21 protein-coding genes and 1 pseudogene are annotated in these 25,629 nt (G+C 61.5%); 12 read left to right on the forward strand and 10 right to left on the reverse strand.

Annotation, left to right across the window (positions count from 1 at the left end):
- Positions 1-99: 99 nt before the first annotated feature.
- Complete coding sequence (locus ACZZZP_RS06600; protein WP_463382196.1) at positions 100-438, forward strand: DUF1145 domain-containing protein; 339 nt, start codon at positions 100-102, stop codon at positions 436-438.
- Positions 431-1,210, forward strand: a complete 780-nt coding sequence (locus ACZZZP_RS06605; protein ID WP_463382197.1) for a collagen-like protein — start codon at positions 431-433, stop codon at positions 1,208-1,210. Before ACZZZP_RS06600 ends, ACZZZP_RS06605 begins: the two co-directional genes overlap by 8 nt.
- 33 nt (positions 1,211-1,243) lie before the next feature.
- On the opposite strand, the gene ACZZZP_RS06610 is transcribed toward ACZZZP_RS06605, so the two are convergent.
- Positions 1,244-1,759, reverse strand: coding sequence for a DUF2269 family protein (locus tag ACZZZP_RS06610; RefSeq protein ID WP_463536390.1), 516 nt, complete (start codon positions 1,757-1,759; stop codon positions 1,244-1,246).
- A gap of 101 nt (positions 1,760-1,860) precedes the next feature.
- Between ACZZZP_RS06610 and dinG the strand changes: the two genes are divergently transcribed.
- The 6 genes from dinG to ACZZZP_RS06640 all read left to right on the forward strand — a co-directional run bounded on the left by dinG (position 1,861) and on the right by ACZZZP_RS06640 (position 10,302).
- Positions 1,861-4,005 (forward strand): ATP-dependent DNA helicase DinG, encoded by a 2,145-nt coding sequence (gene dinG, locus ACZZZP_RS06615; protein ID WP_122496763.1) that lies wholly within the window; start codon positions 1,861-1,863, stop codon positions 4,003-4,005.
- 59 nt (positions 4,006-4,064) lie between these two features.
- On the forward strand, positions 4,065-6,584 hold the full coding sequence (locus ACZZZP_RS06620) for a beta-agarase (protein WP_463536391.1): 2,520 nt from the start codon (positions 4,065-4,067) through the stop codon (positions 6,582-6,584).
- Between the two features lie 99 nt (positions 6,585-6,683).
- A complete protein-coding gene (locus ACZZZP_RS06625; protein WP_463382198.1) occupies positions 6,684-7,832 on the forward strand; it encodes a serine hydrolase domain-containing protein in 1,149 nt (382 codons plus the stop codon).
- A gap of 229 nt (positions 7,833-8,061) precedes the next feature.
- The gene (locus tag ACZZZP_RS06630) at positions 8,062-9,039 is read left to right on the forward strand and encodes an OmpA family protein (RefSeq protein ID WP_463382199.1); all 978 of its coding nucleotides are present in this window, start codon (positions 8,062-8,064) and stop codon (positions 9,037-9,039) included.
- A gap of 48 nt (positions 9,040-9,087) precedes the next feature.
- Entirely contained in the window at positions 9,088-9,735 is a 648-nt protein-coding gene (gene pdxH, locus ACZZZP_RS06635) for a pyridoxamine 5'-phosphate oxidase (protein WP_463382200.1), read from the forward strand.
- A 102-nt stretch (positions 9,736-9,837) separates the two neighbouring features.
- Positions 9,838-10,302 carry a glycine zipper 2TM domain-containing protein gene (locus ACZZZP_RS06640; RefSeq protein ID WP_122451358.1) on the forward strand — a complete coding sequence of 155 codons (465 nt, stop codon included), beginning with the start codon at positions 9,838-9,840 and terminating at the stop codon, positions 10,300-10,302.
- 182 nt (positions 10,303-10,484) lie between these two features.
- Here ACZZZP_RS06640 and ACZZZP_RS06645 read toward each other — a convergent pair whose 3' ends face one another.
- The 6 genes from ACZZZP_RS06645 to gcl form a co-directional block, all read right to left on the reverse strand.
- A complete protein-coding gene (locus ACZZZP_RS06645; protein WP_463382201.1) occupies positions 10,485-11,381 on the reverse strand; it encodes an urea transporter in 897 nt (298 codons plus the stop codon).
- 237 nt (positions 11,382-11,618) lie between these two features.
- Positions 11,619-13,064: a pyruvate kinase gene (gene pyk / locus ACZZZP_RS06650; RefSeq protein ID WP_122496775.1), complete on the reverse strand. Its 1,446-nt coding sequence runs from the start codon at positions 13,062-13,064 to the stop codon at positions 11,619-11,621.
- Complete coding sequence (locus tag ACZZZP_RS06655; protein ID WP_463382202.1) at positions 13,061-14,335, reverse strand: glycerate kinase type-2 family protein; 1,275 nt, start codon at positions 14,333-14,335, stop codon at positions 13,061-13,063. The genes pyk and ACZZZP_RS06655 overlap by 4 nt, the downstream gene beginning before the upstream one ends.
- A 239-nt stretch (positions 14,336-14,574) precedes the next feature.
- On the reverse strand, positions 14,575-15,465 hold the full coding sequence (locus ACZZZP_RS06660; RefSeq protein ID WP_122451362.1) for a 2-hydroxy-3-oxopropionate reductase: 891 nt from the start codon (positions 15,463-15,465) through the stop codon (positions 14,575-14,577).
- 11 nt (positions 15,466-15,476) lie between these two features.
- Entirely contained in the window at positions 15,477-16,259 is a 783-nt protein-coding gene (hyi, locus tag ACZZZP_RS06665) for a hydroxypyruvate isomerase (protein ID WP_463382203.1), read from the reverse strand.
- Between the two features lie 146 nt (positions 16,260-16,405).
- A complete protein-coding gene (gene gcl, locus ACZZZP_RS06670; RefSeq protein WP_463382204.1) occupies positions 16,406-18,181 on the reverse strand; it encodes a glyoxylate carboligase in 1,776 nt (591 codons plus the stop codon).
- Between the two features lie 327 nt (positions 18,182-18,508).
- Between gcl and ACZZZP_RS06675 the strand changes: the two are divergent.
- Positions 18,509-18,939 (forward strand): annotated as a pseudogene (locus tag ACZZZP_RS06675) (GlcG/HbpS family heme-binding protein).
- 209 nt (positions 18,940-19,148) lie between these two features.
- Here ACZZZP_RS06675 and ACZZZP_RS06680 read toward each other — a convergent pair.
- Positions 19,149-19,787, reverse strand: coding sequence for a TetR/AcrR family transcriptional regulator (locus ACZZZP_RS06680; protein WP_463382205.1), 639 nt, complete (start codon positions 19,785-19,787; stop codon positions 19,149-19,151).
- 315 nt (positions 19,788-20,102) lie between these two features.
- On the opposite strand from ACZZZP_RS06680, the gene moaA reads away from it, so the two are divergent.
- The 3 genes from moaA to ACZZZP_RS06695 all read left to right on the forward strand — a co-directional run bounded on the left by moaA (position 20,103) and on the right by ACZZZP_RS06695 (position 22,747).
- A complete protein-coding gene (moaA, locus tag ACZZZP_RS06685) occupies positions 20,103-21,107 on the forward strand; it encodes a GTP 3',8-cyclase MoaA (RefSeq protein ID WP_463384666.1) in 1,005 nt (334 codons plus the stop codon).
- A gap of 161 nt (positions 21,108-21,268) precedes the next feature.
- A complete protein-coding gene (locus ACZZZP_RS06690; RefSeq protein ID WP_463382206.1) occupies positions 21,269-22,087 on the forward strand; it encodes a substrate-binding periplasmic protein in 819 nt (272 codons plus the stop codon).
- 210 nt (positions 22,088-22,297) lie between these two features.
- Complete coding sequence (locus ACZZZP_RS06695) at positions 22,298-22,747, forward strand: PA2169 family four-helix-bundle protein (protein ID WP_122496790.1); 450 nt, start codon at positions 22,298-22,300, stop codon at positions 22,745-22,747.
- A gap of 334 nt (positions 22,748-23,081) precedes the next feature.
- Here the strand turns inward: ACZZZP_RS06695 and ACZZZP_RS06700 are convergent, their stop codons facing one another.
- The gene (locus ACZZZP_RS06700) at positions 23,082-23,894 is read right to left on the reverse strand and encodes an outer membrane protein OmpK (RefSeq protein WP_463382207.1); all 813 of its coding nucleotides are present in this window, start codon (positions 23,892-23,894) and stop codon (positions 23,082-23,084) included.
- Positions 23,895-24,021: 127 nt separating this feature from the next.
- On the reverse strand, positions 24,022-25,488 hold the full coding sequence (locus ACZZZP_RS06705; protein ID WP_463382208.1) for a nucleobase:cation symporter-2 family protein: 1,467 nt from the start codon (positions 25,486-25,488) through the stop codon (positions 24,022-24,024).
- Between the last annotated feature and the right edge of the window lie 141 nt (positions 25,489-25,629).

Consider the following 25,629-nt stretch of genomic DNA (forward strand, 5'->3'; position numbering starts at 1 on the left):
TCCGTTTTTTTTGCGTCGGTTTTTCACCGGTACGCTAGTGTCAGTCGCCCGCATGCGGTTAAGGTGCGCGACGAGAAAAAATAACAAGGGGACGGTGCAATGAAGGTGTTTTTGCAGGTGGGCAAGACCGCAGTGGCGGTGTTTTGGTTGCTGGTGCTGGCCAACCTTGTGAGCCCGCTGAACAAACCCATGGACGTCTTGCTCAATGTGCTTGGCGGCGTGGTGCTACTGGCGCACGTAGTAGAGCTGGCCATTTTCGGCAATCGCTTGCGTGGCCTCGACAACCTCACCTCGCACCGTATCCAGGTACTGCTGTTTGGCATCTTTCACTTCTACGGCATCGCTCATCCGGAACCGGCCGCCGTGCTCGAACAACCGCAGCCGATGGCTGTGCCGGCTGTTGAAGAACCGGTCAAAGCGGAGGTGGAACATGCATAAGCGTCTTCTCGCCGTCAGCGTACTGCCCCTGGTTTTATTCGGTGCGTTGGTGCAGGCCGACGTGGAAGTAAACGTTGCGCCCAACTCCTTGCTGCGTTTGCCGACCGCCACCAGCATTTTGTCGCTGGACCGACTCGACATCGCCGAGTCGGCCACCTTGTTCGTGCCGCCCACCGTTAGCGAAATTCGTGTTGGCCACCTGCACATGGGCCGCGATGCGCACATCTCGGTTGCCCCAAGCGCTGAACCGTTCCGACTGGAAGCGCGACATGCCGAGCTGGAAACCGGCAGCCACATCAACGGCCGAGGCGCCAGCGGCAGTTTTGAAAAACCCGCCACGCCGGGCCGTAACCTGACCATTCGCCTGGAACAAGCCACCATTGGCGCGCTGACCATCGACGTACGCGGCGGCATCGGCAGGCCGGGTTATCAAGGCCTGGAAGGCGCCGACGGCAAGCAGGGCGGTTGCCTGTGGGGCCAGGCCGGGCGCGGTTACGACGGCCAGAACGGCGGCGATGGCCTGGCCGGCGCACCCGGCGGCCAGGTGCGCCTGGAAGTGCCGGCCAGCTTTGCCGAAAGCGCAGTGACCGTGAAGGTTGACGGTGGCCTGGGCGGCGCGGCGGGCGAGGCAGGCAAAGGCGGAAAAGGCGGGGCGTCGAAAGGCTGCCTGGTGTATCGCGCCGATGGCGCAGAACCGGGTCGCCCAGGCCAGCCGGGCCAGCCTGGCAGCGATGGGCCGGCGGGTAGTTTTAATCTGGTGCGTATCCAGTAAAACCTATCGCGGCTAAAGCCGCTCCCACAGGTGTTAGAACCTTTGGAAGCGGCTGGGCGGCATTCCGATTAGCCGCGATGCTTTTAAAAAGCTTGCCCGCGTAGCCGCCACCGTCACCACCACAATCCCGATCAACAAGTTCAACCCCACCAACCGCCGAATCTTGCCGAGCACCTCGCCACCGGCCGGCCAGTCTTGCGCTGCCACCGCCCGCTTGAGCGCCGGAAGCTGCAGCGCCTGAACGCGGATAAACAACGCCAGCATCGCCAGGTACAAGCCCATCATCACCTGCACGTATTTAGGCGCCGTCTCAAAACCGCCAAAATGCAGCTGTAACATGCCCACGCCGCTGATCGGCAAGAGCAACACGCACAGCCAGACGAATAGAAAGAAACGGGGAAACACCGCGCTCCACAAGCGCAGCCGCGCCGGGGCTTCCAGTGCGCTGACGGCGGCCGGGCGCAGCACCATCCAGGCGAAGAACATGCCGCCTACCCAAACAACGGCAGCCAGAACATGCAGGGCGTAGAGCAGGGCATAAACAGTCATTCACAATCTCCGGTCGGCGGTTGGCAAAACGCGCGCTATCATAGCCGGCCAGTTTGACCACTGAAAATTTATCCAGCTCGCTTATCTCGCAGAACCCGCCATTGCTCAGTACTGAAATCAAGTCCCAGATCCAGGGCGCCTACTCCCGCTTTCTCGAAGCCAAAGGGCTCAAGCCTCGCTACGGCCAGCGTTTGATGATCGCCGAGATCGCCAAGGTATTGGGCACCATCAAGGTTGACGACGAAGGCCGGCGCAGCAGCGACGCCGCCGTGGTGGCGGTCGAGGCGGGCACCGGTACGGGTAAAACCGTGGCGTACAGCCTGGCCACCATTCCCCTGGCCAAAGCGGCCGGCAAACGCCTGGTTATCGCCACCGCGACCGTCGCCTTGCAAGAGCAGATCGTGTTCAAAGATCTGCCCGAGGTGATGCGCAACAGCGGCCTGAGTTTCACCTTTGCCTTGGCCAAAGGCCGGGGCCGTTACCTGTGTCTGTCCAAGCTCGACATCCTGATGCAGGAAGGCGAGTCGCAAAACGCCACCGCCGCGTTGTTTGCCGAAGAAGGCTTCAAAATCGAAGTCGACCAAGGCAATCAAAAGCTCTACACGCAGATGGTCGAAAAGCTCGCCGGCAACAAATGGGACGGCGACCGCGACAGTTGGTCCGAGGCTTTGGAAGACGCCGACTGGGCGCGCCTGACCACCGATCACAGCCAATGCACGAATCGCCATTGTCCGAACTTTCAGACGTGTGCCTTCTATAAGGCTCGCGAGGGCATGGGCAAAGTCGACGTTATCGTCACTAACCACGACATGGTGCTGGCCGACCTCGCCCTCGGCGGCGGCGCCGTGCTGCCCGATCCGCGCGACACGCTGTACGTCTTCGACGAAGGCCATCACCTGCCCGACAAAGCCATCGGCCACTTCGCCCATTACACCCGTCTGCGTTCCACGGCGGATTGGCTGGAGCTGACGGCGAAGAATCTGACCAAGCTGCTGGCGCAAAACCCGCTGCCGGGTGATCTCGGTCGCCTGATCGAGCAGGTGCCGATTCTGGCCCGCGAAATTCGCACCCAGCAGCAATTCATGTTCAACGCCTGCGAGCAGTTGGCCGACTTCAAGGCCGGCGAAGATATGGAAGGCCGCGAGCGCCCGCGTCACCGCTTTGAAGGCGGCGTGGTGCCGGAGCATTTGACTGAGATGGGCGTGGAGCTGAAGAAAGGCTTCTCGCGCCTGACCGACCTGTTCACCGGCCTGACCGAATTGCTGAAAAAGTCCATGGACGGCGAAGCGTCCATCGGCATCGCCAGTCATCAGGCCGAAGAGTGGTATCCGCTGTTCGGCAGCCTGCTGGCTCGCGCCCAGGGCAACTGGGAGTTGTGGCTGGCCTTTACCGCCGAAGACCCGGAGAACAGCCCGCCCATGGCGCGTTGGCTGACCCTGGCCGAAGGCGGCGCGATGTTCGACATCGAAGTAAACGCCAGCCCGATCCTGGCCGCTGAAACCCTGCGGCGCAATTTGTGGAACGTCGCTTACGGCGCGCTGGTGACTTCCGCGACGCTGACGGCGCTGGGCACCTTCGACCGTTTTCGTATGCGTGCCGGCCTGCCGAAAGCGGCGGTGACGGCGGTGGTGCCGAGCCCGTTCCAGCACGCCGACGCCGGTGTGTTGCGCGTGCCCGATTTGAAGGCCGATCCGCGCGATGCCGCTGCCCACACGGCGGCGATCATCCGCGAGCTGCCGGGCTTGGTCGAAGGGTCGCGCGGCACGCTGGTGCTGTTCTCTTCGCGCAAACAGATGCAGGACGTGTTCGACGGCCTGGACCGCGACTGGCGCAAGCGCGTGTTCATCCAGGGCAACCTGTCCAAGCAGGAAACCCTGAACAAGCACAAAGCGCGTGTCGACGACGGCGAAGCCAGCGTGTTGTTCGGGCTGGCCAGTTTTGCTGAAGGGGTGGATTTGCCCGGCGCCTATTGCGAGCACGTGGTGATCGCCAAAATCCCCTTCGCTGTGCCCGATGACCCGGTAGAAGCCGCACTCGCCGAGTGGATTGAAGCGCGCGGCGGTAACCCGTTTATGGAAATTGCCGTGCCCGATGCTTCACTGCGTTTGGTGCAAGCGTGCGGTCGTCTACTGCGCACCGAGGCGGATCGCGGCACTATTACGCTTTTGGATCGACGCGTTGTAACCCAACGCTATGGCAAGGCGATTCTTAACGCCTTGCCGCCGTTTCGCCGAGAAATTTCATAAGACAGCATCAAATCAAAAGTCCGCTGTCTATTGGCTGGTTGTTCAGGAGAGCCCGTCACATGATCCGCCGTTCACTGCCCGGTATTTTCGCCTTTGATGGTTACCGCGCCCCGCTGGCGCTGGCCGCCGAGCAACAGACGCTATTCAACTTCGTCAGCCCCGCCGATGTGGTGCAGGTGCAGACCCAGAACGCCAACTTGCCTTCGCTGACCGCTGAACTGGCGGCTGAAAGCGAGCCGATGCGGCGGGTTACGTTCAGCCCCGCCGACAACCCCAACCTGCGACTGACCCCGCAAAGCGGCGTGTGGGATTGGTCCAAAGCCAATGTCATGACCCTGCGTATTCAGAACGCCATGGACTGGGCCCTGACCCTAGACATCCGCATGGAAAGCAGCGACGGCAAGGTGCTCACCAGCCGTGTTGCCCTGCCGGCCGGCCCGGCGCAGAACCTGTTGATTCCGTTGCACGCCACCTCGCCGCGAAGCCAAGGCATGCGCGCCGCGCCGGCAATGCCGTGGACCGTGGACGGCCAGCGGGTGATTCTGGCCGACACCGTTGAAGGCGATCTGGACCTGAGCAAGGTCACCGCTGTGGGCATTTATATGAGCCGCCCGGACGTGCCGCAAAGCATTCTGCTCGGCCGCTTCGGCGTACGCGAAGGCGACGAGACCGCCAAGCAGCTGTACACCGGCATCGTTGACGCCTATGGCCAATACACCCGTGGTCAGTGGCCGGAAAAAGTCGGCAGTGACGAGCAGCTCAAAGCGGCTGCAGCCAAAGAAACCGCGCAGCTGAAAAGCTGGCTGGAAAAACGCGGCGAAACCGACCAGTACGGCGGCTTGCTCGGCGGGCCGACCTTCGAAGCGTCGGGCTTTTTCCGCACGGAAAAACGCGATGGCCGCTGGTTTATGGTCACGCCCGAAGGCCACCCGTTCTTTTCGCTCGGCGTGAATACGGTCAGCGCCGGCAACAGCGCGACGTATGTCGAAGGTCGCGAAAGCATGTTCACCGACCTGCCCAAAGAGGGCGATCCGCTGGCCGCTTATTACGGTGGCAGCAGCAGCCGTGCCGACACCGGCGCTGCCAAAGGGCGCAACTTCGACCAAGGTCGTTGGTTCGATTTCTACCGCGCCAACCTGCAACGTACCTGGCCGCAGCAGAAATGCGCCGAGCTTGCCGACAAGAGCACCGCGCAAGTGGTGAACGACGAAGAAAGCGAAGTGCCCGCCGACGTTGAAGCGAACGCCGCCAACACCACCAACACCGCTGAAACCACCGCCGTCGCGCCAGTTGCGCCACCTGTTGTGGCTGCGCCGCCAGCCGCGCCGGCAGCGGCCGAAGAAATGTGCGTGACCAAGAGTTTCGACACCGCGCGCTGGACCCAGAACACCCTGGACCGCCTGCAAGCGTGGGGCTTCAACACCGTCGGCAACTGGAGCGATCCATCGCTGGCGGCTGCCAAGCGCATGCCGTACACCTTGCCGTTGTCGATCAGTGGCGATTACAAAACCATCAGCACCGGCGTGGATTGGTGGGGCGGCATGCCTGACCCGTTCGACCCGCGCTTCGCCATGGCAGCCGAGCGTGCCGTGGCCATCGCCACCCGCGACCATCGCGATGACCCGTGGTTGATCGGCTTCTTCGCCGACAACGAACTGGCCTGGGCCGGCCCGGCCAACGACCCGAACGCCCGCTACGCGCTGGCCTACGGCACCCTGAACCTGACCACCGACGTGCCGGCCAAGCGCGCGTTCCTGAAAATGCTGCGTGACAAGTACCGCAACCAGGACGGCCTGTCGAAAGCCTGGGGTATCGAACTGCCGGCGTGGGAATTGATGGAAGACCCCGGTTTCCAGGCGCCTCGTCCGAACCCGGAACACCCGGCGATCGAGCAGGACATGCAGCAGTTCCAGCGCCTGTTCGCCGACACCTACTTCAAGACCATCGACGATGCCTTGAACTGGCACGCGCCGAACCACCTGCTGCTGGGCGGTCGTTTCGCCGCCAGCAACCCGGAAGCCGTCGCCGCGTGCGCGCAATATTGCGACGTGCTGAGCTTCAACTTCTACACCCAGGTGCCGCAGCACGGTTACGACTTCGCCGCGCTCAAAGCCTTGGATAAACCGATTCTGGTCACCGAGTTCCACTTCGGTTCGCGCGACCGTGGCCCGTTCTGGGGTGGCGTCAGCGAGGTGTACAACGAAGAGCAGCGCGGCCCGGCCTACGCCCATTTCGTTGAGGAAGCCGTGAAGGAACCGATGATTGTCGGCACCCACCTGTTCCAATACCTCGACCAACCGGTTACCGGCCGCCTGCTGGACGGCGAAAACGGCCACTTCGGTCTGGTGGCAATCACCGACCGGCCGTTTGACGGCTTCGTTAAAGCTGTTCGCAAAGCCAACATGGAAGCGCTCAAGGGCGTGCTGAAACCGGTAGCCGTTGCCGCGCCAGCCGAACCCGCCGCGCCGGTTCCCGCCAAACCTGAGGGCGGCGCCAAAGCCGGCGACGGTAAAGGCGAGGGCAACGGCAAGCCGGATGACGGCAAAGCCAGCCCGGCTGGCGCTGCTGGTCAAGGCTGAGGCATAGCCCGATTTTCGGATGGTTCCCTGCGCGGGCAGGCGTTTGCACACTGAGCGGTGCGAACGCCTTTCCCGTTGCGTCTGCCTGAGGAGTTGAACGTGCAGCAAGTTCAAGGCTATTTCGATATCAAGTTTGAACAGGTGAAAGACGCCTTCGCGGCGCTGTTCACCGATCCTCAGGAGCGCGGTGGCGCCCTGTGTATCCAGATCGACGGCGAAACCGTGATCGACATCTGGTGCGGTACCGCCGACAAAGCCGGCGAGCAAGCCTGGAACACCGACACCATCGCCAACTTGTTTTCCTGCACCAAAACTTTTACCGCCGTTGCCGCGCTGCAGCTAGTGGGCGAGGGCAAGCTTTCGCTCGACGCCCCCGTGGCGACGGTGTGGCCTGAATTTGCTGCCGCCGGTAAAGAACACATCACGTTGCGTCAACTGCTGAGCCACCGCGCCGGCTTGCCGGCCGTGCGCGAGATGCTGCCACCGCAAGCGCTGTATGAATGGGACACCATGACTGCGGCCCTGGCCGGCGAAACGCCCTGGTGGACGCCGGGCGAAGGCCACGGTTACGCCGCCATTACTTACGGCTGGCTGGTGGGCGAACTGCTGCGTCGTGTGGAAGGTAAAGGCCCGGGTGACTCGATTGTTGACCGCATCGCCAAGCCGCTTGGGCTGGACTTCCACGTCGGCCTGGCCGATGAGGAGTTCTACCGCGTTGCGGAAATTTCCCGCAGCAAAGGCAACTTCGGCGACGCCTCGGCCCAGCGCTTGCTGAAAACCATGATGAGCGAGCCGGCGTCCATGTCCACGCGCGCCTTCGCCAATCCGCCGTCGATCATGACCAGCACCAACAAGCCGGAATGGCGGCGCATGCAGCAACCGGCGGCCAACGGCCACGGCAACGCGCGCAGCCTGGCGGGCTTTTACACCGGCTTGCTCAACGGCCAGTTGCTCGACAGCCAATTGCTCGCCGAACTGACCCGCGAACACAGCGTGGGTGAAGACAAAACCCTGCTCACGCAAACACGCTTCGGCCTGGGTTGCATGCTCGACCAGCCCGATGTGCCGAACGCCACCTACGGCCTGGGCCCACGTGCCTTTGGTCATCCCGGCGCGGGAGGTTCTATCGGCTTTGCCGATCCTGCGTGTAAGGTTGCTTTCGGCTTCGTCACCAATTCCCTCGGGCCCTACGTATTGATGGACCCACGGGCGCAAAAGTTGGCGCGCACGCTGGGTGAATGTTTGTAGTTTTACCCCGGTGCACAGGCTGTTAAACGAAGCTGTTTACAGTGGGGGCGTGCCCTGTCAGGGAGGAGTGGGCTCGTCAATTGTGATCACCTTTGCCGCTGCACCGTTGCCATGGCTGTCCGCTAGAAACAGCCAGCTACGCGAGCCAGTCTGGCCATAGCGCTCTCCAAAGCAGAAAGCGTGGGCTGTGCGGTTCTTGAGTTTATTTTTTGTGTTTTTTGAGGTTCCAATGTTTCCTACCAAGTCTGCTGCTGCTCTGGCGCTGTGCGCCGCTCTCACCGGTTGTGCTTCCTTTTCTGAAACGTCCGATAAATCGCCTCCCGCTGCCAACGCCACCGTAGCTACCGCTGAAAAGCCTGCCTCGGGCGGCCATTGGTGGTGGCCGTTTGGCGATGACGACAAAGCCAAAAAAGCCGATGCCGTGGTCATGCCCGACCCGAAAATCACCCAGGCCTGGATGGACCAATACGAGCCGCGCCTGCGCACTGCGCTTGAGGGCAGCAAGTTTGAACTGGAGCGTCGTGAGAACCTGCTGGTGGTTTCAGCGCCGGTGGATTCCTCGTTCAACCCCGACCGCCCAAGCATGTTGATGCCCGTTACGCTGGGGCCCATCAGCCGCGTTGCCAAGCTGGTGGAAAACGACAAGCAAGTGGCCGTGCTGATTCTTGGCCACGCCGATCCGTCGGGCGAAGAAGCGCGTAACCGCGAGCTGAGCCTGGACCGCGCTCGCGCCATCACCGCCATCTTCCGCCTCAGCGGTTTGAAAAATGATCGCCTCATGGTGCGCGGTTTTGGCTCTGTTCTGCCGCGTGCTGCCAACGACAGCCCGGAAGGCCGCGCCCTGAACCGTCGCGTGGAAATCATGCTGACGCCGCAAGACACCATGACTGCGCTGCTGGCCAAGTACAACCAGCCAGACCCGGTTCCGGCGGTACAAACCCTGGTGAAAAACGACCCGATTCCGGCCGTGGCGCCAGCCAAAGCCAAGGGTAAAACCGCCGCTAAGCCCGCCGCGAAAGCTGCTGCCAAACCGGCTGCGAAGAAACCCGCTGCCAAGCCCGCCGTTGCCGCCAAGAAACCGGCCGCCAAACCGGCTGCCAAGGCTGCTGACAAGCCAAGTGCGGCGAAGTCGACTTCGGTCAAAGTGGCGCAAAATAATCCAGGGCAGGCTGCCAGTCCGGACAAGGCCGCTGAGGCGAAGAACTGAGCTGGTTGGTCTGTGTCCGCCGCTTGTTAACACTTAAGGAGCCGCGTGATGACCGCTAATTTGGCCGATATGCGCCGTGACTACACCCGCGACGGGCTCACCGAGGCGCAAGCCCCAGCCGAGCCTGTGGCGTTGTTCCAGCAATGGTTCGCCGATGCGCGCAGCACCGAGCAACTGCCGGTGGAAGCCAACGCCATGACCCTGGCCACCGTCGACGCCGATGGCCGCCCGCATTGCCGGGTGCTGTTGCTTAAAAGCGTCGATGAGCAGGGTTTTACTTTTTTCACCAACTACGAAAGCGCCAAGGGCAAGCAACTGGCGGCGCGTCCGTTTGCGGCCATGACGTTTTTCTGGCCGACCCTGGAGCGTCAGGTGCGCATCGAGGGGCGGGTGGAGAAAGTCAGCGCCGAAGAATCCGATGCCTACTTCCAAGTCCGTCCGCTGGGCAGTCGCTTGGGCGCGTGGGCCTCGCCGCAAAGCCGGGTGATTGAAGACCGTGGCGAATTGGAAGCGCTGCTGGCCGAAACCGAACGGCGTTTTCTTGATTCCGCGCCTACCTGCCCGCCGCACTGGGGCGGTTATCGCCTGGTGCCAGAGCGCATCGAGTTTTGGCAGGGCCGCGCCAGCCGTCTGCATGACCGTTTGAACTATCGTCTAGACAACGGCATGTGGTCGCGTGAGCGTTTAGCGCCCTGATTTGGGCCGTTCAGCTCGCCGAGGAACTAATCTTGTGCAGCGCCCGTGACATCGCCGTGAGCGGCGCTGTCTAATGGCCTGTCATCTCCCGGAGGTACCGTTATGCGTAAGTCTCTATTGTTAGTCGCGTCGTTCACGGTTGCGGCCCTGGCACTCACCGGTTGCCAGTCCAGTCTGACGGGCGACTCCTACTCGCGTGATGAAGCGCGCACCGTGCAAACCGTACGCATGGGCACCGTTGAATCGCTGCGTCCGGTCAAAATCGAAGGCACTAAAACGCCAATTGGCGCCGGTGCCGGTGCGGTGGTGGGTGGCGTCGCGGGTAGCACCGTCGGCGGCGGTCGCGGCAGCATCGTCGCGGCGGTGATCGGCGCTGTGGCCGGTGGGCTGTTGGGTTCGGTAACTGAAGAAGGCCTGACCCGCGCGCAAGGTGTGGAAATCACCGTTCGCGAAGACGACGGCAGCATGCGCGCCTATGTGCAGGAAGTGCAGGAAAACGAGATTTTCCGCGTCGGCGAGCGTGTTCGCATCATGAGCGTCAACGGCACCAGCCGCGTCGCGCACTGATTGCAGCGGTAATGAAGAGCCGGCCTCAGGGCCGGCTTTTTTGTGGGCGCCCAGATGACGGCCCCTCACCCCAGCCCCTCTCCCGTAAACGGGAGAGGGGGCTTGAACGCGGAGGTCAGGCGCATCGGTGATCAAATTCCCCTCTCCCGTATACGGGAGAGGGGCTAGGGTGAGGGCCGCCTTTATAGAAGCCTTTTGGGCCGCGAATCTTCCGCCCCACGCTGCAACGTCCGATGCGTCGCCTGCACCAGCCAACAGGCCATAATAAACGGCGCCGTCAGCTCCGGCAGCGCGAACGCCGCGAAGCCCGGTTGTAACGGCAATGCCAACAAAATCCCCAGCACGATCACCGCCAGGTTGCGATACACCTGACTCAGCGCAACCCCGACCAACGCGCCGTTATAGCCATACAGCCCATTCAGCGCGTGTTCGCTATTCCAGCCCTGCTGCAGCGCCACGCCGAGCCCGATGGCCGAGCCCGCCAGCGCCCACAGCGCCGCCCGCCGGCTGGCGAGAAACAGGCCGATCAGCACAATGGCGCCCGCCAGCGGCTCGCCTAAAAAGATCACCTGACCGATGCCTCTTAACAGCGCCGCGCCAATGCCAGGCACATCCAGCGTGACCACACTCGGCACCGTCGCTTGCAACGGCGGCGTCAGGGTCACGGGCAGCAAACTCAGCACCAGCCAGCTCAGCCCCACAAACGGCGCGGTAAAGGCCGGCAACCACTGACGCTGACGGCTGCCGCGCATCAACCGGTTCAACACCAGGCTCGACGCGCCGGCGCTGGCGATGATCAGCAACGGCAACAGCGCCGACCAGGCAAAGCGGTTGCACAGCATCAGGCCCAGCAGCACGCCGTTATAGGTGTAGAGGCCGGCGTCGATATCGGCGAGGTCATAACCGCGACGGCGGGCAGCCAGCGTGGCGGCGAAACCACCGAGCAAGGCGCCGCCCAGCAAGTGCGGCGCGCCGACGGCAATGGCGAGCAAACACAGCGCGCCGAAGAGGGCGTGCTGTTGCAGGAAGATTTGGCTGCAGCCGTGGAGCAGGGCTTTGCCGTAGGTGAAATGGGGCATGGTGGTGATGGCCCAACGACTGAATAAAAAAAGGCGCCAAGCGAGGGCACGCGAGACGCCAAACTGGCATGAACCAGATGGGATTTGCTTTTTCCTGTCCGGCTTCCGGGTCGTCGGCCATGCTGCGTTGAGACCCTGCGTGCGCTGCTCACGTAGTTGACTACGCTGCGCTGCTCCGCAGGGTCTCGCCTTGCCTGGCTCTAGCCCCGAAACCCTCGCTTTTGCGATTAGTCAGGTTTAGAGAAGGGTTTCAATTCTCAAACTGTTCGTCGTCCCCGACTGCCCAAACGGCATCCCCGCCGTAATCACTACCGTATCCCCACGCTTGGCCATGTTGGTTGCCTGGGCGATTTCCAGTGCCGTGCTGGTGATTTCCTCGACCTTGCTCAACCGTGCGTTCACCACTGAGTAAATGCCCCAGGCCACGGACAGGCGGCGGGCGGTCTGGATGTTGGGGGTCAGGCTGAGGATGGGCGCTTTCGGTCGCTCGCGGGAGGCGCGCAGGCTGGAGCTGCCGGATTCGGTGTAGTTGACCAGTGCCGCCACAGGCAGAATGCCGCTGATGCGGCGAATGGCGCAGCTGATGGCGTCCGAGGCGGTAGCCTCGGCTTGTGGGCGGCTGACGTCGAGCTGGGCCTGGAAGTCCGGGCCGTTTTCTACCTGGCGGATGATTTTGCTCATCATGCTCACGGCTTCGAGCGGGTAATCGCCCGAGGCGGTTTCGGCCGACAGCATCACTGCGTCTGCACCTTCAGCCACGGCGTTGGCGACGTCGGTGACTTCGGCGCGGGTCGGGGCAGGGGAGAAGCGCATCGATTCGAGCATCTGCGTGGCCACCACCACCGGTTTGCCCAGCTGGCGGCAGGTGCGAATGATGTCTTTCTGAATGCGCGGCACGTTCTCGGCCGGCACCTCCACGCCCAAATCGCCACGGGCCACCATGATCGCGTCGCACAGGTGGGCAATGGCTTCGAGGTGTTGCACGGCCGACGGCTTTTCAATTTTCGCCATCAGGAAGGCTTTGCCCTGAATCAGCTCGCGGGCTTCGACGATGTCTTCCGGGCGCTGCACAAACGACAAGGCCACCCAGTCCACGCCCAGTTGCAGGCCGAAGTCGAGGTCGATGCGGTCTTTTTTCGTCAGCGGGCTCAGTTGCAGCACAGCTTCCGGCACGTTCACGCCTTTGCGGTCCGACAGTTCGCCACCGGCGCTCACCAGGGTGTCGACCCCGGTGTTCTGCTTGCGCGTCACTTCCAGGCGCAGGCGGCCATCATCGAGCAGCAGGCTCATGCCGGGCTCAAGTGCTTCGATGATTTCCGGGTGGGGCAGGTTGACCCGGCGTTCATCGCCGGGCGTGGTGTCCAGATCGAGGCGGAACGCCTGACCACGGTTCAGGTTGACCTTGCCGGCGGCAAACCGGCCCACGCGCAGCTTCGGCCCTTGCAGGTCCATCAGAATGCCGATCGGCGTGTTCAACTGGCGCTCCACTTCGCGCACCCATTGATAGCGCTCGGCGTGGTCGGCGTGCTCGCCATGGCTGAAGTTGAGGCGGAACAGGTTGACCCCGGCTTCGACCAGATGGCGCACGTCATCAACGCCGCGCACAGCCGGGCCGAGGGTGGCGAGAATTTTTACTTTCTTGTCAGCGTTGGGTTTCTTTTCGTTAGGGCTAGGCAGGCTCATTGGGCAGGCTTCTCAAGAATCAGAATGGCGCGAAAATCGTTGACGTTGGTCCGCGTCGGGCCGGTGACGATCAGCTCGTCCAGGGCCGCGAAGTAGCCATAGCCGTTGTTGTTATCCAGCTCGTCGCTGGCCGAAAGGTTCAGCGCGGCGGCGCGGGCGTAGCTGCTGGGCGTCATCAGCGCGCCGGCATTGTCTTCGGAGCCGTCGATGCCGTCGGTATCGCCAGCCAGCGCATACACGCCGGGCAAGCCTTTGAGGCTTTCGGTCAGGCTCAGCAGGAACTCGGCGTTGCGTCCGCCACGGCCGTCACCGCGCACGGTCACGGTGGTTTCGCCGCCGGAAAGAATCACGCACGGCGGTTTGATCGGCTGGCCGTGCAGTTGAATCTGCCGGGCGATGCCGGCGTGCACCTTGGCCACTTCCCGCGACTCGCCTTCCAGGTCGCCAAGAATCAGCACCGGCAAGCCGGACGCTTGCGCTTTGGCGGCAGCGGCCTCGAGCGACTGCTGGGGCGTGGCGATCAATTGGAAGTGGCTGCGCGCCAGGCACGGGTCGCCGGGTTTCACGGTTTCCGATTCCGGGCTGTTCAGCCAGTCGCGCACGTTGGCGGGAATATCGATGTTGTAGCGCGCCAGAATCGCCAGCGCCTGCTGCGAGGTGGTGGGGTCGGCCACGGTTGGGCCGGAGGCAATCACCGTGGCTTCGTCGCCCGGCACATCGGAAATCGCGTAGGTGTACACGCTGGCCGGCCACGAGGCTTTGGCCAGACGCCCGCCTTTGATGGCCGAGAGGTGCTTGCGCACGCAGTTCATCTCGCCAATGGTCGCGCCGGATTTGAGCAGTGCTTTGTTCAGCGCCTGTTTGTCTTGCAGGCTGATGCCGGCGGCGGGCAAGGCCAGCAGCGACGAGCCGCCGCCGGAGAGCAGGAAGATGACGCGGTCGCTTTCTTGCAGGTTGCTCACCAGCTCCAACACGCGGCGGGCCACGCGCTCGCCAGCGTCGTCCGGCACCGGGTGCGCGGCTTCCACCACTTCAATTTTCTGGCAGTTGGCGCCGTGCTCGTAGCGCGTCACCACCAGGCCGGACACCTCGCCCTGCCACTCGCGCTCCACCACTTCGGCCATGGCCGCCGCCGCCTTGCCGGCGCCGATGACAATCACCCGGCCGCTGCGGTCGGCGGGCAGGTGGTCGGCCAATACCTGGCGCGGGTGGGCGGCGTCGATGGCGGTGGCGAACAGGTCGCGCAGCAGACTCTTGGGGTCGAGGTTCATCAGGACTACTCCAACTCGTTTCTTGTTATGCGTGCAGGTCGATTGCAGTCCGCAAACCTCGCTGTCCCTTTACGGGCACAAGGGCTGTGGACTGAAATCGACCCACCCGGCTTGCAGGCCGTGACACCGCTTACCGGGCAGGTCGAAAAGGGGCGTGGGTCGGAACGGTCCGTTGGCGAACCAACGAGCGGGGGCCACGATGAGGATCACCAAGCGGACCGGCCCAACCCACGTATTGCTTAGTCCTTGCGGATCGAGAAATTGGCCATGTGTTCCAGGCCTTTGATCAGCGCCGAGTGGTCCCAATTGCTGCCGCCGATGGCTGCGCAGGTGCTGAACACTTGCTGGGCATTGGCGGTGTTGGGCAGGTTCAGGCCCAGCTCTTTGGCGCCCGCCAGGGCCAGGTTGAGGTCTTTCTGGTGCAGGCTGATGCGGAAGCCTGGGTCGAAGGTGCCTTTGATCATGCGCTCGCCGTGCACTTCGAGAATTTTCGAACCGGCGAAACCCCCCATCAGCGCTTCACGCACTTTGGCTGGATCGGCGCCGTTCTTGGCGGCGAACAGCAGGGCTTCGGCAACGGCCTGAATGTTCAGGGCAACGATGATCTGGTTGGCCACTTTGGCGGTCTGACCGTCGCCATTGCCGCCCACGCGGGTGATGTTTTTGCCCATGGCCTGGAACAGCGGCAGCACGCGTTCAAAGGCATTCGGGCAACCGCCGACCATGATCGACAGGGTGGCCGCCTTAGCGCCGACTTCACCGCCAGACACCGGAGCGTCGAGGTAGGCAGCGCCGGTAGCCTTGATTTTTTCAGCGAAGGCTTTGGTGGCGGTAGGGGAGATCGAGCTCATGTCGATGACCACTTTGCCGGCGCCTACGCCTTCAACCACGCCGTCTTTGCGGAACAGCACGTCTTCAACCTGTGGGGTATCCGGCACCATGATGATGATGAATTCGGATTCCTGCGCCACTTCCTTCGGGTTGGCCAGGCCAACGCCGTTGTCGCCCAGCAGGTCGGCCGGGGCTTTGTCGAAGTGCTCGGAGAAGAACAGGGTGTGACCTGCTTTTTGCAGGTTTTGGGCCATGGGTTTGCCCATGATGCCGGTGCCGATAAAACCGATTTTAGCCATGGGAATGCTCCTTAGATGGCGTTATGAGTCTTGAGCCAGCCGAGGCCGGCAGCGGTGGTGGTGGCAGGCTTGTATTCACAGCCAACCCAGCCCTGGTACCCGATGCGGTCCAGGTGCTCGAACAGGAAGCGGTAGTTGATTTCGCCCGTGCCAGGCTCGTTGCGGCCGGGGTTGTCGGCCAGCTGCACGTGGTTGATCACGGCCAGGTTGCCTTCCAGGCTGCGGGCCAGGTCACCTTCCATGATTTGCATGTGGTAGATGTCGTACTGCAGGAACAGGTTGCTGCTGGCGACCTTGTCGCGAATGGCCAGCGCCTGCTTGGTGGTGTTCAGGTAGAAGCCGGGAATGTCGCGGGTGTTGATCATTTCCATGACCAGCTTGATACCGGCGGCTTGCAGCTTTTCAGCCGCGTATTTCAGGTTGTCTACGAACGTTTGCTCAACCGTGGCGCAATCCGGACCTTGCGGGCGGATGCCGGCCAGGCAGTTGATTTGCGTGTTGCCAAGCACCTTGGCGTAGGCGATGGCTTTGTCTACGCCGGCGCGGAATTCTTCTACGCGGTCCGGGTGGCAGGCGATGCCGCGCTCACCCTTGGCCCAGTCACCGGCGGGCAGGTTGAACAGCACCTGCTGCAGCTTGTGGGTGTTGAGGCGGGCTTTGATTTCTTCGGCGGGGAAGTCGTACGGAAACAGGTATTCAACGCCGCTGAAGCCGGCTTGGGCGGCAGCGTCGAAACGGTCCAGGAAGTCCACTTCGGTGAACAGCATGGACAGGTTGGCGGCAAAGCGTGGCATGTCTTTTCTCCTCAGCTTGCATGGGAGGGGCAACCCAAAAGCCCCTCACCCTAGCCCCTCTCCCGCGAGCGGGAGAGGGGACTGAAATGCGCTAGTCGGCTCCCCTCTACCGCTTGCGGGAGAGGGGCAGGGGGTGAGGGCTGCGGTTAATCCAGCATCGAAATCGCAGTCGGAGCATCCGAGCCGGTCAGTGCCAGGTCTTCGAACTCGTTGACGGCATTGATCTCGGTGCCCATGGAGATGTTGGTCACGCGCTCCAGAATGATTTCCACCACCACCGGTACGCGGTGCTGTGCCATCAACTCTTGCGCCTGACGCAGGGCCGGCTGAATCTCGTTCGGCTCGAACACCCGAATGGCCTTGCAACCCAGGCCTTCAGCGACGGCCACGTGGTCCACGCCATAGCCGTTCAGCTCCGGCGCGTTGATGTTTTCGAAGGCCAACTGCACGCAGTAGTCCATCTCGAAACCGCGTTGCGCCTGACGGATCAGACCCAGGTAGGAGTTGTTCACCACCACGTGGATGTACGGCAGGTTGAACTGCGCGCCCACGGCCAGTTCTTCGATCATGAACTGGAAGTCGTAGTCGCCAGACAGCGCGACAACCTTGCGGCTTGGGTCGGCTTTCACCACGCCCAGCGCGGCAGGAATGGTCCAGCCCAGCGGGCCGGCCTGGCCGCAGTTGATCCAGTGACGCGGCTTGTAGACGTGCAGGAATTGCGCGCCGGCAATTTGCGACAGGCCGATGGTGCTGACGTAGCAGGTGTCTTTGCCGAAGGCTTCGTTCATTTCTTCGTACACGCGCTGCGGTTTAACCGGCACGTTGTCGAAGTGGGTTTTGCGCTGCAGGGTGCGTTTGCGCTGGTGGCAGGAATCCAGCCAGGCGGCACGGTTTTTCAGCTTGCCAGCGGCTTTCCATTCCTTGGCCACGGTGATGAACATATCCAACGCGGCGCCGGCATCGGAAACGATGCCCAGGTCCGGGTTGAACACGCGACCGATTTGCGTCGGCTCGATATCCACGTGAATAAAGCGGCGACCTTCGGTGTACACATCCACCGAACCGGTGTGGCGGTTGGCCCAACGGTTACCGATGCCGAACACAAGGTCCGACTCCAGCAGCGTGGCGTTGCCGTAGCGGTGCGAGGTTTGCAGACCGACCATGCCGACCATCAGCGGGTGGTCGTCTGGAATGGTGCCCCAGCCCATCAGGGTTGGAACCACTGGCACGCCGACCAATTCGGCGAACTCGACCAGCTTGTCGCTGGCATCGGCGTTGATCACGCCACCACCGGCTACCAGCAATGGACGCTCGGCGTCGTTCAACAGCGCCAGGGCTTTCTCGGCCTGGGCGCGGTTGGCGGCAGGGCGGCTCAGCGGCAGCGGCTGGTAGGCGTCGATATCGAATTCGATTTCAGCCATCTGCACGTCGAACGGCAGGTCGATCAGCACGGGGCCTGGGCGGCCGCTGCGCATTTCATAGAAGGCTTTCTGGAACGCATACGGCACCTGGCCCGGTTCCATGACGGTGGTTGCCCACTTGGTCACTGGCTTGACGATGCTGGTGATATCGACGGCCTGGAAATCTTCCTTGTGCATACGGGCACGCGGCGCCTGGCCGGTGATGCACAGAATCGGAATGGAATCGGCGCTGGCGCTATACAGGCCAGTGACCATGTCGGTGCCGGCAGGGCCGGAGGTGCCGATGCACACACCGATGTTGCCCGCTTTAGTGCGGGTGTAACCCTCGGCCATGTGCGAAGCGCCTTCCACGTGGCGAGCCAGAACGTGGTCGATGCCGCCGACTTTTTTCAGCGAGGCGTACAGGGGGTTGATGGCGGCGCCGGGAATACCAAACGCGGTGTCGACGCCTTCGCGGCGCATAACGAGGACGGCTGCCTCGATTGCTCTCATTTTGGCCATTTGTTGTGCCTCTTTTGTTCTTAAATTGTATACAACTTGCTGTGGCGGATTCTATTCAGGCCATGACTTTAAGGTCAACATTTTTTCGCGGGCAAAGCGCGGCAAGGCGAAACAGATTTAAAACGCCTGTTTTAGCGCGGGTTTCAGCGGCGGCGTGGGGTTGGGTGAAAGTGTGTGTATACAAAATGTCGCCGGATTGTATCGACCCCTTGCGTTTTTTGTTTTGGCTGCGATAGTTAAGGCGTCTTTTGATTGCACCGCCGGGTGCGTTTGCCTGCTCCGGTGGTGTGTTCCGTACGCTTTCAATTACAAGAAGGGACTTACCCCATGAGCGCTTTAACCCTGCAACTCGCCACCCAGATCACCGAGCAAGCCCAGTCGGCAGGCCGCGCGGCCTCGGCAGCGCCCTGACCATTGCGGTGCTGGACGCTGGCGGTCATTTGATTTCGCTGCTGCGCGAAGACGGCTCAAGCATGCTTCGCCCGCAAATTGCCATCGGCAAAGCCTGGGGCGCGGTGGCACTCGGCAAGGCGTCGCGCCAAATCGCCAATGACGCGCAGCAACGGCCGAGTTTCATTGCGGCAGTGAACACGCTGGCCCAAGGCAACGTAATTCCCGCGCCGGGTGGCGTGCTGATTCGCGATGCGAATAATCAGGTGATTGGGGCGGTGGGGATTAGTGGGGATACGTCGGACATTGATGAACAATGTGCCGTGAAGGGGGTATTGGCGGCGGGGTTGCAGGCGGATATTGGGTGAACGGGTTGCTTTGATGAGGGCGCGATCGGCCTATAGGTGTTTTAGATAGGCGCCCGGTCCGGAATTCTGGATTCCCGCCTGCGCGGGAATGACGGTGGTAGTTGAAAGTACTCCGTCATTCCCGCGAAGGCGGGAATCCAGAATCGCAAGGCATGCGCCACATTCAGCAGTGGCGGTATCCAAAGTCGGACGAAAAGACGGCTAAGGAATTACCCAACCACCTTAACCTTAGCCCCAGCCCCCTCACTTACCTCACACCCCTTAATCACCATCCGAATAATCGTCTCGGCCGCCGCCTCATAGTCGGCGTCGTCGAGCTTGGCTTTACCCGTGACGATGGAAATCTGCCAGTCGAAATCGGCGTAGGTCTGCGTCGCAGCCCAGATGCTGAAGAGCAAATGGTGCGGGTCAACTTTGGCCATCAGGCCCTGGTCAATCCAGGCTTGAATGCAGCTGATGTTGTGCTTGGCCTGGGCGTTCAGTTGCGCGGTTTGCTCGGCGGAAAGGTGCGGGGCGCCGTGCATGATTTCGCTGGCGAAGACCTTCGAGGCGTAGGCCAGGTCGCGGGAAATGCGGATTTTCGAGCGGATGTAAGCGCGCAATACATCGGCGGGCAGACCGCCTTCGTTGAACGGCTGCGAGGCGTGCAGCAACGGTTCGACGATGCTTTCCAGCACCTCGCGGTACAGGTTTTCTTTGGACTTGAAGTAGTAATACACGTTGGGCTTGGGCAAGCCCGCTTTGGCGGCGATGTCGCTGGTCTTGGTGGCGGCGAAGCCTTTGTCGGCGAACTCTTCGCTGGCTGCGCGCAGAATCAACTCTTTGTTGCGCTCACGGATACTGGTCATCTAAAGACTCTTTTGCTGTGGCACCGCATCGATGGGCTTGCTGAGTGGTCGGGCATGGTAGCACCGCGTTTGCGCGAGGCTCAATGTCAGGCAGGAACCGCGCTTTTTGTAGGAGCGAGCTTGCTCGCGAACCCTGAAAACATTGATATGCGGGAGAGCCCATTCGCTACCAAGGTAGCTCCTACAAAACATCGGCTGAGCAAAATTCTTGTATACGCGATCAGCATTTTTTGAGTACATTTCTGACTTCGTGGTCAGCTAATTCTTACGTCCCCTTTTTTCGGCTCCCTGAGCAGTTGGAGATCCGTCGTGTCCTTGCCGCTTGCACCTGACGCCAGCCTGGTCGATCCCTTCGGGCGGCGCATCACCTACCTGCGTTTGTCGGTTACCGACCGCTGCGATTTTCGCTGCACTTACTGCATGAGCGAAGACATGCAGTTCGCCCCGCGCGCGCAGATTCTTACCCTCGAAGAGCTGTACGCCGTGGCCGATGCGTTTATCGGGCTGGGCGTCAAACGCATCCGCATCACGGGCGGCGAACCGCTGGTGCGCAAGGGTGTGCTCGGTTTGCTGCAACGGCTCGGCGCACGGAGCGAGTTGGAAGATTTGGCCATCACCAGCAACGGCTCGCAGCTCGGACACCTCGCCGCGCCGCTGCGCGAGGCGGGCGTCAAGCGCTTGAACATCAGCCTCGACTCGTTGCAGCGCGAGCGATTTGCCGCCTTCACCCGCCGCGACGCGCTGGACCACGTGCTCGCCGGCATCGAGGCCGCGCGGGCGGCGGGCTTCGCGCGCATCAAGCTCAACTGCGTGGTGCAGCGCGGGCGCAACGATGACGAAGTACATGACCTCGTGCAGTTCGCCGTCGAGCGCGGACTGGACGTCAGTTTTATCGAAGAAATGCCGTTGGGCTCCGTTACCAGTCATCAACGCGAGCAGACGTTTTGCTCCAGCGACCAGGTGCGCGCGCTGATCGAACAGCGCTTCGCCCTGGTGCGCAGCAGCCGCGTCACCGGCGGGCCGTCGCGCTATTGGCAGGTGGTTGGTAGCGACACGCAGGTCGGCTTTATCTCGCCCCATAGCCACAACTTCTGTGGCGACTGCAACCGCGTGCGCGTGACCGCCGAAGGCAAGCTGGTGCTGTGCCTCGGCCACGAAGGCGCCCTCGATTTGAAGGGCCTGATGCGTGCCCATCCCGGTGACAGCGAGCGCTTGCGTCAGGCGCTGGTTAACGCCCTGCAACTGAAGCCCGAACGCCATCACTTCGACCAAGCCGAGCAAGTGCAAGTGCTGCGGTTTATGAGCATGACTGGCGGCTGAACTGCCAATACGGGGAATGAAAAGCTCGAGGCTGAAGCCTCTCCTACAGGCCCGAGCTGCCCTTGTGGGAGAGGCTTTAGCCTCGATTCCTGGAAACACCATTGATCCTGCTGGCGCGCAGGGTGCCGTCCCTTCACAAAAACAAAAACAGGAAAACTGCCGTGAAACCGAAGCTCGTTTACACCGCCATCGCCGCGCTATTAATCACCACCAGCGCCCACGCCCAAACCTATGTCGTCGGCGTGGAAAACACGCCGTTCTTGCCCCATTACGCCACCGATAAACAAGGCAACTATTCCGGCTTTGCCCGCGAGGTGCTGGACCTATTCGCCGCCAAAGCCGGCGTGCAGTTGGAATACCGCCCGTTGCCGGTCGAGCGTTTGCTGCCGGCGTTGTTACAGGGCGAAGTCGATTTCAAATACCCGGACAACAGCACCTGGGCGCAAGAACAAAAGGCCGGCAAAAACCTGCGTTATAGCCAGGCCGTGGTGAATTACGTCGATGGCGTGCTAGTGCCGCCCAAGCAGCAGGGGCAGGGCGTTGATACTTTGCAGCGGCTGGCCATCGTTAACGGCTGGACGCCATGGGCCTATCAAACTCGCATCGAGGCCAAGCAAACGCGCCTGATTGAAGGCGACGATTTGCCCGCGATGATCAAGCTGGCGCTGAAGAAACAAGCCGACGGCGCCTACTTCAACGTGGTGGTCGCCACCTATTACCTCGACAACATTCGCGCCCGCCCCGGTGCGTTGGTGTTCGATTCCAAACTGCCGTTCACGCGCGGCACGTTTCACTTGTCGAGCAGCAAGCATCCCGAGCTGATTCAGCGCTTTGACCAGTTTCTCGCCGAGCAACACGAGGCCATCGCTGCGCTCAAAGACAAGTACCAGGTCGAGGCCAATCTCGACTCGGAATTTATGGGCCTGGAGCAATGGAAAGTCGACTTTCTCAAGCGCCAGAAAGCCAAGCCGGCAGAGTAAACCTGCGGCCCTGACAAGCGGTTAGACGCCGCGCCCCGCCTGCGTTTTAGCGCGGTTGTCGGTTGCCGCTTGCGCGTACCGGTCGGCGAATGTGCTGAACCTTTACGCAACGGGTCACGTCCATTTTTGCGAGCGGTCGATAAAGCCCAAACGGGCACATCGGCCAACAACCTGCAGCGTGACGCTGCTCGCCAAAAGAGGATTTTGACCATGGAAAGCAAAGACACTATCTCGGTACTCAACAACCTGATCGAGACCAGCAAAGACGGTGAGAAAGGCTTCCGTGAGTGCGCGAACGACGTTGAAAATGCCGAACTCAAAGGCTTGTTCAGCCAGCGCGCCGCGGAATGTGCGGCTGCGGCCAGCGAGCTACAGCAACTGGTGCGCAGCCTGGGCGGCGACCCGGAAACCAGCACCAGCACCACGGGCGATCTGCACCGCGGTTGGGTGAACCTGAAAAGCGCACTCACCGGTCATAGCGAAACCGCCATTCTCAACGAATGCGAGCGCGGCGAAGACGTGGCCCTGAAGCACTACAACGAAGCGCTGGAAAAAGAGCTGCCGTCGAACGTACGCAGCATCGTTGAAAAACAACGCCAAGGCGTACAGCGCAACCACGATCAGGTGAAAGCCCTGCGCAACATGGCGCGTGCCAGCTAACACCGGCACAGCAGGTGGTCGTTAACCGGCGCTCATCCGTCGTCGGTTAACGTGAAAGGGCGGGTCGCTGCATGCGACTCGCCCTTTTTTTAGAACAAAAGCTCGAGGCTAAAGCCTCTCCCACAGGAGCAAACACGTCCTTGTAGGAGAGGCTTTAGCCTCGAGTTTTTTGCGTTGCGATGACGAACGATCCTTAGATCAAAAGCTCGAGGCTAAGGCCTCTCCCACAGGAGCAAACACGTCCTTGTAGGAGAGGCTTTAGCCTCGAGCTTTAGCTTTCGGGATGACGAACAACTCTGCCTACCCAGCAGCCGTCTGCCACCCCGAAACCGGTTTAGAAGTGCACCTTCACCAGCAGACTCGCGGTGTTCTGGTCGGTGCCTTGCAGAATCTCGTCGCCGAGGAAGCTGTCGTCGTCGATGCCGTATTTGTCTTTCCAGTAGTCGTACTCGATACCGACGTACAGCTGCTTTTCGCCCCAATGCAACGCTTTGCCCAGGTCGTATTTGATCTGTGGGTTGAAGTGCAGGTTGGCGTGGTACGTGCCGCGCGCGTTCTCGTCGTTGTCGACCACCCAGTCCATGAAACCGTCGATCAGGATGTCCGAGCCGCCAACTGGAATGGTGTAGCTCCACGCCGGGGTGATCTGCCAAACGTCATCGCCAGGGCGGTTGCCATCGGTTTGGCGGTTGTAGAAGTTGAGCTGGAAGAAGTCGAAGCCGGGGATGTTCAGGTCGAACGCCGGGCCTACCAGGTACGACTCCACATCGCCCTCGCCGAATTCATAGGTGAAGGCCAGCAACACGTCGTTGACCGGGCCGAAGCTGATCTTTTCGCCGGTAATTTTGCTCAACGAGAAACGCGGGCTGAATTCACCGTAGTAGGTGTTGTTGCCCACGCCCGAGTCGGCTTTGCCGTTGTAGAAAATCTTGTCGATAAACAGGAAGTTGTCACCGTACTTCCAGCCGTCGGCGTGCTCGAAGGTGACGGTTTGCTGGATTTCAGGGTTGACCTTGAAATCCTGGCCATACAGGTAGGTCAGGCTGTTGTTCTGCCATTGCAGCAGGTCATCCGCCAACGCAGCCTGGCTACCAGTGAACAGACCGGCAGACAGCGCGAGGCAGTGCGGCAAACGCTTCAGGTTCATGGGGTTTTCCTTGTTGTTTTTAGTGAGGGTAGTGCAGCTCTTGCAGCCCAGACACCGCACAACGCCCGACCCTGGCGAGGTGCGGACGCTGTGCAGCGTTCAGGTTGAACGGGGCGAGGCGGGCGCGTCAGCTTTGCAGGCTGGCTTTGGCCGCGCGCGCCTGGTCGAGGGCGATGTCGTCGTCGCTAGGGTTTTGCATCACTTCGACAATCGACGCCTCGGGATCGAACTCATGCTCGTCCACTTCGTCCAGGTACTCTTCCGGCAGGAAGATATTCAGCAGGATGGCGGCAAAGGCACCGACGGTAATTGGCGATTCGAAGATGTTATGCAGCGCGCTTGGCAACTCGCGCAGCACTTCCGGAACGGCCGCAACGCCCAGGCCCAGGCCGAGCGAAATCGACACGATGAGCATGTTGCGACGGTGCAGACCGGCTTCGGAGAGAATCTTGATACCAGCCACCGCCACGGTGCCGAACATAATCAAGGTGGCGCCGCCAAGTACCGGTTTTGGCATCAGCTGCAACACCGCGCCTACTACCGGGAACAAGCCCAACAGCACCAGCAGGGCGGCAATGAAGTACGCCACGTAGCGGCTGGCCACGCCGGTTAGCTGGATGACGCCGTTGTTCTGCGCGAACGTCACCATCGGCATGCTGTTGAACACAGCGGCCATGGCCGAGTTGAGGCCGTCGGCAAGCAAGCCCGACTTGATGCGGCGGATGTAGACAGGGCCGCGCACTGGCTGCTGGGAAATCATCGAGTTGGCGGTAAGGTCGCCAGCGGCTTCCAGCGGGGTAATCAGGAAGATCACCGCGACGGGAATAAAGGCATACAGGTCAAACGAGAACCCGTACTTGAACGGCACCGGAATGCTGACGGCGGCGACGTCCGGCATGGCGGCGAAGTCGACCTTGCCCAAAGCCCACGCCACGACAAAGCCGATGCCCAGGCCAATGATAATGGCGGACAGGCGCAGAATCGGAACGTCGAACCGGTTCAACACCACGATGATCGCCAGCACCAGAAAGGCCAGGCCCAGGTTGCTCATGGCGCCGAGGTCTGCTGCACCGAAGCCGCCAGCCATGTCCGTAACGGCCACTTTGATCAGCGACAGGCCCATCAAGGTAATGATGGTGCCGGTCACCACCGGGGTGATCAGCTTGCGCAGCTTGCCAATGAACTGGCTGAGCGTGACTTCGATAAAGGCGGCGAAAAAGCACACGCCGAAAATCGTCGAGAGAATTTCATCCGTGCCGCCACCGCGTGACTTCACCATGAAACCGGCGCTGAGAATCACGCTGATAAAGGCGAAGCTGGTGCCTTGCAAGCACAACAGGCCAGAGCCTACCGGGCCGAAGCGCCGCGCCTGAATGAACGTACCCAGCCCAGAGACGAATAACGCCATGCTGATCAGGTACGGCACTTCACTCTGCAGGCCCAGGGCGCCGCCAATGATCAGGGTGGGGGTGATGATGCCAACGAAGCTGGCGAGAACGTGTTGCAGGGCGGCGAACAACGCGGCACTGAAATGCGGGCGGTCGTTGAGACCGTAGATGAGGTCCGAGCGGGTGGAGCTATCGGGTGTAGTCATAGTTGCGCCTGCCAATTGTTTTTATTCGGTCATGGGCTCACGAGGGTCAGTGACCCTCTGTCCGCCAGGATGAAAAATCTGTCTACCTGGTCAGAATGTGCCGATCATAATCACTTGTGGACAGGATGTGGAACAATTTTA

The organism is Pseudomonas sp. AC211 (genome assembly GCF_979258055.1).